A 7,954-nucleotide genomic window follows, 5' to 3' on the forward strand; every position below is an offset into this window, starting at 1 on the left:
CAGAATCAGGACACCCTTCGGGAAGTCAAAAGTCAAAAGTCAAAAATTGGATTTTTGTCAGAATCAGGACACCCTTCGGGAAGTCAAAAGTCAAAAGTCAAAAATTGGATTTTTGTCAGAATCAGGACACCCTTCGGGAAGTCAAAAGTCAAAAGTCAAAAATTGGATTTTTGTCAGAATCAGGATATCCAGGATTTGAGGATTTACAGGATTTTTTGGTAATTTTAATAATTGGGATTTGGCGATCGCTACTTTTACGAAAGATATCACATGATTTACAAAACCTTTGAAAATGTGATATAATAAGTATACTATTTTCTATACAATGAAATAAACTATGACTAAAATATTAATGATTGATGTTATTCAACATCTAGACTCTCTTTCTGTTGAAGAACTACTGGCAGTTAAAACAAAAGTAGATTTTTTAATTCAAATTAAATCATACTCTCACAGTATCGAAATTCCAATTACAACAGAATCTTTAAGCGAATTAAAACCAGAAAATAATAATTCTTTAGAAAAAATTATCGCACTTGTAGACGAATGGATAGCTGATGAATCAGGCTATGATCAAGAAACTTATCCTCAAATTGAAGCAGCTTTGAATAAAAACAAGTTGTCAATATAAATGAGTAGAGTAATATTGTTAGATTGTTCTATTTTAAAATAAAAATATTGCCAAAAATTGTTTATAATTACATCATAACTATTGGAATATAGGAAAAAAATTAATGATGCACAGTATGAGAGTGCGATCGCGCATTGGTAAAGATGGACTATTGCAGATTCATTTACCCGAAGCACAAGAAGGAACAGAACTAGATATTGTTCTTGTCTATGAAACAACAGCAACAGTTCAAAATAAAACTCAAAACACAATCAAAATCAGTGATTTTTATGGATGTATTCAGGATGAAACATTTATCAGACATCCACAAACAGAACAACCAGAGAGAGAAACATTTTAATGATTTACTTACTAGACACTAATACCTGTATTGTTTATCTCAAAGGTAAAAATCTCTATTTAAAGAAAAAACTTGAGAACATACCACTTTCAGAAATCGCTGTTTGTTCAGTTGTCAAAGGTGAACTATTTTATGGTGCAATGCGTAGTGCTTATCCAGAACGTAATTTGAAATTACAGCAAGATTTTCTCAATCAGTTTGTCTCTTTACCTTTTAATGATCAAGCTGCCACTATTTTCGGAAACATTCGCGCTCAACTCACTGCACAAGGAACACCTATCGGTGGTTATGATTTACAAATTGCGGCTATTGCTTTAACCAACAATTTAATTTTAGTCACTCACAACACCAGAGAATTTTCACGTATACCCGAATTAAAATTAGAAGATTGGGAAATTGTCTGAATCAGGATGTCCAGGATTTAAGGATTTACAGGATTGTCTTTGAGAGGTTATTTGTGAGATGCAATGATTTTTATTTGTCTGAATCAGGATGTCCAGGATTTGAGGATTTACAGGATAGAATCAGATAAAAATAGTCGGTTTTAACCAACTTTAGCTTTTAGACTCTTAATTTATTCCCTGGATAAAATAAATCCTAAATTATCATACTTTTAAATAACTAAACACCAAAAAATGAAAAAACCCCATCCTGTACATCCTTCAATCCTGAATATCCTGATTCAGACAAAAAAAAGATCAACAAACCTTTTATTATCAATAAAATCTGTCTTATTCTCAATAACTATTGAGAATCATGTCAACAAGCCAAAATCAACCAACGAATTTTCAAGGTTCTTGACATCTCCACAGCTTATGTTATGATAAAAAAGACAGACCCAAGGGATTACTATGTCTTTATATCCCCTACTCCCAACTTAATAAAAAGGGTTTTCTGACTTCCCATAACCAAACGCAAGAAGTCGAAAATCCCCATCCTGTAAATCCTCAAATCCTGGATATCCTGATTCGGACATATTAAAAACCGTAAAAAAACTTGATCGCCTGACGGCGAGGAAAAAGGGAAAAAAGAAAAAGTGTAGAGGGTAAAAGGGTAAGAGAGTAAAGAACTAAAGAGTCCTTGCGCCGGAAACTACTAACCGAAACCCGGGGAAGTCGTTTCTATTGTCTAGATTGAGGTCTTTACGAAACGCAGAACGGCAAAGACTGGGGTTGCTTACCCAAGCACCACCGCGCATCACCTTACGTAGGGTTTGGCTTGTCACAGCACTACTATCTATAGGCGCGTTATTATAGTTATCTACCCAATCATCCAAACACCATTCCCAAACATTGCCGTGCATATCATACAAACCAAAGGCGTTAGGGGGAAAAGTTCCTACATCTGTGGTTTGTTGACGATATATACCTTTAGGGGCAGAACCATAAGGATAATTACCATCATAGTTTACCAAATCTGGGGTAATACTTTCACCAAAATAAAAAGGTGTGGTAGTTCCTGCTCTACAAGCATACTCCCATTGTGCTTCGCTGGGTAATGTGTAGTTTTTTCCTGTTTTTTGGCTTAACCTTTGACAGAATTTAACCGCATCATTCCAATTAACGTTTTCTACAGGACGTTTGTTAGTGAGCGAAGTCGAACCACGGTTGGTGAGCGAAGTCGAACCACGGTTGGTGAGCGAAGTCGAACCACGGTTGGTGAGCGAAGTCGAACGATTACCTTTAAAATAAGAAGGATTATTCCCCATAATCGCTTGATATTGTTCTTGTGTTACTGGATATTTACCCATGAAGAAACTGGGAACAGTTACTTGATGCTGGGGACTTTCATCTGAATCTCTACCCTCTTCGCTCTCTGGTGAACCCATGAGGAATGTTCCTCCTGGTATTTCCACCATTTCCAAAATTACACCGTTTCCTAAATCCTCTTCATAGTATCTTGCAGAAGCATTGCTTTTATTAATCATGCTTCCTTGTGAGTTGGTTTTCACAACTTCAAAATTAAAGGTTTTCAGGTTGGAATTATTTGATGTGGTCGAAATAGGACTTTGAGTAACTTGGGGACTTGGTTCTGGGGAAGGTGAAGGAGAAGATGTGGTCGAAACAGGAGTTTGAGTAACTTGGGGACTTGGTTCTGGGGAAGGTGAAGGAGAAGATGTGGTCGAAACAGAAGTTGTTTTTTCCCCACTCCCAGAAAATAACTTATTACCAATAACAGCTAAACCAAAACTCCCCACAGCAACACTAGCAAGTTGCAAGAAATGACGACGATCTGTTTTTGGAGGAGGAAGTGATGGAGGTGGTGCTGGTGCTGGTGCTGGTGCTGGTGGAGGTGCAGGAGTTAAAGCTTTTAGTGCTTGTCCTGCATTTAGATAACGCTCGCTAAAATGATAACGCACCATTTTAGTTAAAATCTTGGCAAAATCTTCACTGACATTTGCCCAATTGCGCCAAATTACCTCTTCAGTGGTAGGATCTTTAGGTAATTGGTGGGGTTGTATTCCCGTCAAAGCATAAATTCCCAACATTCCCACCGCATAAATATCACTTGCTAATTTTGGACTTCCTGCGGTTTGTTCACTAGGCATATAACCAGGAGTACCAATAGCAACAGTTAAAATAGTTTGACCTTGGGAGTTTACCGTCATGGTTTCCTTCACTGCACCAAAGTCAATCAACATAATCTTACCATCCCCACTGCGACGCATGATATTTTGAGGTTTCAGATCGCGGTGAATAATATTTTGTTGATGGACAAAATTTAAAACTTCTAAAATTTCGATCAGTAACTTTTTCACCTGATTTTCAGGTAACTTATTTTGAGGATAAACTTCCTTACTTAAATCTTCACCTTTAACAAATTCCTGAACTAAATAAAATTCACCGTTTTCTTCAAAATAAGCAAAGAGTTGCGGAATTTGATCATGAGATCCCAACTTCTGTAATGTTTCTGCTTCCTGTGCAAATAACCTTCTAGCAACAGGTAAAGCTGCTGCGGTGTTGGGTGGTTTAATTTGTAGATGTTTCACCACACACTGAGGATGGTTAGGTAAATCTAAATCTTGCGCTAGGTAAGTATCACCAAATGCACCGCTACCTAAAACGCGGCTGATTTGATAGCGTTGACGTAGTTTCACACCTATCACCATCTGATTTACAGAGAAAAAACAGATACGGTAATGATTGTGTCACATTTTTTGGATAAAGGCAATATGGTTTAATGGCGAATAGGACATGGTGCTGATTTCACCAAAGTTAAGCTGTTGTGCATTTAATTTGTATAAGTGGAACAGGCATCTTGCCTGTTAAACAAGAGTTCAGAATATTAGGATTATACAATTTAGCTGTGTAACAGCTTATTTCTCCTGACGAAATTTTAGTTACATTTCATTAACGTACCCTACAGAATTGGCGATCGCACTATCATAAATTCTCACCTTTAAGACTCTCATAAATACTAGCCAATAACTTCTCAAACACCACCGCTTTAAATTCTTCATTATTCATCACCTCCATAAAGATTTTTTCATTCCCGTCCATGCGTTCAATAAACAACGCTTCCAGATGCTTTTCTAGGACAGGGGCGAAGTTTTCTTTGCTGTTGACTTGGGCTGCTTGTTTGATATCATCTTTACTAATAGCTGTTTCGGTGATTTGTTCAAAAAATAACTGATCTGCTAGGGTAAAATTAGTCCCAAACCGTTCATTAAGAGAGTCTATAAGCTGGGATAGGGGAACTTCTCTATCTGGTTGACGAGTTCCTACTGCTGTAGCACCTGTTAATGGTTCTGCTGTACCTGATTTTAAATCAATTTTGCCTTCACTGATTTTTTCTAAGCGATAATATTTAATTTCTATATCCCTAGATAAATCAATTTGGGGAGCGTTTTTACTTTTGGGTAATTTCTTGAGTAAAAATCGTCCGTAAGCATAAAGTTTTTCAAGTTCTGAATCTTGATAAGGAATAATTTGCGCTAGGAATAAATACAAATTACGAAAGCTGGTTAATTGATTTTTAAATTGTTCTTGTTCTGCTTCTGCTAATTCTTGATATTTGTCTACAATTGGATCTAATAAACTATTTAATTTTTGATGTTCACCGCCAGTCAAGGAAGTTTTGGGACGAAACCAAATTTCACACCATTGGTTAACATCATCTAGGCTAAAAAGTTGCCATTGATAAAGTTGATAGGATAAATCATTTAATTGTTGGGGGTCTGCTGTTTCTCCTACAAGGGTTTCTTCGTAGTAAGGTTTAAAAGCTTTGTAAATGTCCTCTGGTTTGTTGACAAAATCCAGTACAAAGGTGTCTTCTTTCCCTGTGGTGGTACGATTGAGGCGAGATAAAGTTTGCACTGCTTGGACTCCATCTAGCCTTTTATCTACAAACATTGTATGTAGTAATGGTTGGTCAAATCCAGTTTGAAATTTATTTGCTACTAATAATACTTGGTAAGCATCACTGGTAAATTTATCGGCAATTTCTTGAGATTTAATGCCTCCATTCATGTTGACTTCTGTAAATGTTTCATCTGGTAATTCATCTAAGGTGATAGAACCAGAAAAAGCGACTAAAGATTTAATATCACTATAACCTTTGGCTTTAATATATTTATCAAATTCCCGTTTATATCTCACTGCGTGTTCACGGGAACGGGTGACAACCATTGCTTTAGCTTTACCGCCAATTTTATGACGGGTATGGTTGCGGAAATGTTCGATGATAATTTCTACTTTTTGGGCGATGTTATGGGGGTGAAGTTCGATAAATCTAGCAATGGCTTTGGCTGCTTGGCGACGGGGTAAGTCGGGGTTATTTTGGGAAAGCTGCACCAATTCATAATATCTTTCATAGCAGGTATAATTGGCTAGTACATCTTTAATATATCCCTCTTCAATTGCTTGCCGCATGGTGTAAAGATGAAAGGGAGATTGACCGTTTTCTCCTGCTTCATCAAATACCAGCAGGGTTTTTTGTTTGGGTGTAGCTGTAAAGGCGAAATAACTCAAGTTAGGTTGTTTGGTGCGGGCAATTTGTTCTTTTAATAGTTCTTGTTTGGCTTGGTCTGTTAAGTCTTCTTCTGTTTCATCTGCTAAAATTTGGGCAGCAATGGCTGATTCAATGCCATCTTGATTAAGAATTTGCCGCAGTTCATTGGCGGTTTCTCCACTTTGGGAACTATGTGCCTCATCTACTATAATAGCAAAGCGTTTATCTTTGGTGGTGATGTCTATGGTTTTACCTTTTTTAGCTAAGGTTTCGATGGCTTTATTAATAAAGGGGAATTTTTGAATGGTGGAAATAATAATTGGTACACCATCATTTAAAGCTGTGGCTAGTTGTTGGGTGTTTTCATCTATTTTTTGCACCACTCCGGCTTTATGGTCAAATTGATAAATGGTGTTTTGTAATTGTTGGTCTAAGATGGTTCTATCGGTGATAACGACGACGGTATGAAAGATTTTTTCATCTTGGTTATCGTGGAGGTTGGCTAACCGATGTGCCAACCATGCAATAGAGTTTGATTTTCCTGAACCTGCGGAATGTTGAATTAAATAATTATGTCCGGCTTTATGTTTTTTGGTATGTGCAATTAATTGACGAACTACATTAAGTTGATGATAGCGGGGGAAAATTAAAGTTTCTTTTTTTTGATAGTTAATTCCTGTGGCTGTGGGTGTTTTGATTTCTTCAATTTTTATGTGTAAAAATCGGGCTAATATATCTAATAAACTATCTTTTTGTAATACTTCTCGCCAAAAGTAACTGGTGCGATATTCGCCATTTTCCCCCGGTGGGTTGCCAGCACCGTGGTTATGGCCTTTGTTGAAGGGGAGGAAGTAAGTATTTTCTCCTGCTAGTTTGGTGGTCATCCATACTTCTTCTGTGTCTAGGGCAAAGTGGACTAAGCACCGTTGTTTAAAGACAAATAGGGGGTCTTTGGGGTCTCTATCCTGTTTGTATTGGTGGATGGCGTTGAGGTAGGTTTGCTGGGTGAGGGGGTTTTTCAGTTCGATGGTGGCGATGGGTAGGCCGTTGAGACTGAGGAGGATATCAGGTATACGTCCGGTTTTAATTGTCACTTGGCGGGTGATGGTGAGGCGATTTTTTTGATACTGTGCCAAGGTCTCCGGGTTCATGGCGGTGTTAGGTTGGAAGTAGGCGACTCGTAAGGTTTTACCGTAGCATTTGAAACCATTACGGAGGACATCTAGCATTCCCCGGCTTTTAAGTTCTTTGGTGAGGCTATCTATGAGGATTTTTTGGGGGTCTTTATTGGTGGCTAGGCGTTGCCATTGTTTAGGTTGGGTGGTTTGGATGAAGTTGATGATTTCTGTGGGGAAAAGGGCGGTTTCTGGGTCATAAGCTGCGGCGTTTCCCTGGTGGTAGCCACTGTGTTGTAGTAGTTCCCCTTCGATGGTGTGTTCAAATTCTTTTTCTGTGTGCATCAGTGCATGACCAAATTTTGTAAATATTTTCAGTATAATCCTAATATTCTTAACCCTTGTAGCACAGGCACACTTCGACATAGTTCGACTCCGCTCACTAACCGCTCAGTACAAGTCTTGCCTGTTCTGTACATCATGTAGATGAAATATGCTGTAAATATTTTAAATTGGTTGGGTTTCACTTTGTTCTACCCAACCTACAATTAAGTTATTTTAAGTTATTTTTGTTGGTCTAACCAGTTAATTAAATTATCTACAGATTGGAAATCAAAAATAGCATCTGCTAGACTCTCTATCTGTTCTACAGATAATTCATTAATCCTGTTTTCTAGGCTGGGTGTAATATTATTAAAACGCCGTTTTAGTAGCTTTTTAACTATTTTTTGTTCTCCTTGTTCAATTCCTTTTTCCATCCAACTGGTAACAATTTCCATGATTTGTTCCTGTTCTACTAAGTTAGCTTGTTTTAATTCTGTTTCTAGTTGTTGTTCTTCTGTGGTGTTTAATCTGAGGTAGGTGTCAATGAAACCGGAAATTAGTTCCATTTTAGCAGGGTTTAACTGGAGTGTTACT

6 protein-coding genes are annotated in these 7,954 nt (G+C 37.6%); 3 read left to right on the forward strand and 3 right to left on the reverse strand.

Annotated elements, in window-relative coordinates:
- The first annotated feature begins 337 nt into the window (after positions 1-337).
- The 3 genes from FFR48_RS23015 to vapC all read left to right on the forward strand — a co-directional run bounded on the left by FFR48_RS23015 (position 338) and on the right by vapC (position 1,375).
- Positions 338-631 (forward strand): hypothetical protein, encoded by a 294-nt coding sequence (locus tag FFR48_RS23015; RefSeq protein WP_137668970.1) that lies wholly within the window; start codon positions 338-340, stop codon positions 629-631.
- Positions 632-734: 103 nt separating this feature from the next.
- Positions 735-971, forward strand: a complete 237-nt coding sequence (locus FFR48_RS23020) for a hypothetical protein (RefSeq protein ID WP_236104157.1) — start codon at positions 735-737, stop codon at positions 969-971.
- Positions 971-1,375, forward strand: a complete 405-nt coding sequence (gene vapC / locus FFR48_RS23025) for a type II toxin-antitoxin system tRNA(fMet)-specific endonuclease VapC (RefSeq protein ID WP_137668971.1) — start codon at positions 971-973, stop codon at positions 1,373-1,375. Before FFR48_RS23020 ends, vapC begins: the two co-directional genes overlap by 1 nt.
- A gap of 665 nt (positions 1,376-2,040) precedes the next feature.
- On the opposite strand, the gene FFR48_RS23030 is transcribed toward vapC, so the two are convergent.
- The 3 genes from FFR48_RS23030 to FFR48_RS23040 all read right to left on the reverse strand — a co-directional run.
- Complete coding sequence (locus FFR48_RS23030) at positions 2,041-4,080, reverse strand: bifunctional serine/threonine-protein kinase/formylglycine-generating enzyme family protein (protein WP_137668972.1); 2,040 nt, start codon at positions 4,078-4,080, stop codon at positions 2,041-2,043.
- Between the two features lie 274 nt (positions 4,081-4,354).
- The gene (locus FFR48_RS23035) at positions 4,355-7,381 is read right to left on the reverse strand and encodes a type I restriction endonuclease subunit R (RefSeq protein ID WP_137668974.1); all 3,027 of its coding nucleotides are present in this window, start codon (positions 7,379-7,381) and stop codon (positions 4,355-4,357) included.
- Between the two features lie 218 nt (positions 7,382-7,599).
- On the reverse strand, positions 7,600-7,954 hold a 355-nt coding region (locus tag FFR48_RS23040), incomplete at its 5' end, for a DUF4351 domain-containing protein (protein ID WP_137668973.1).

This window comes from Sphaerospermopsis reniformis (genome assembly GCF_005402885.1).
GTDB classification, from domain to species: Bacteria; Cyanobacteriota; Cyanobacteriia; order Cyanobacteriales; family Nostocaceae; genus Sphaerospermopsis; species Sphaerospermopsis kisseleviana.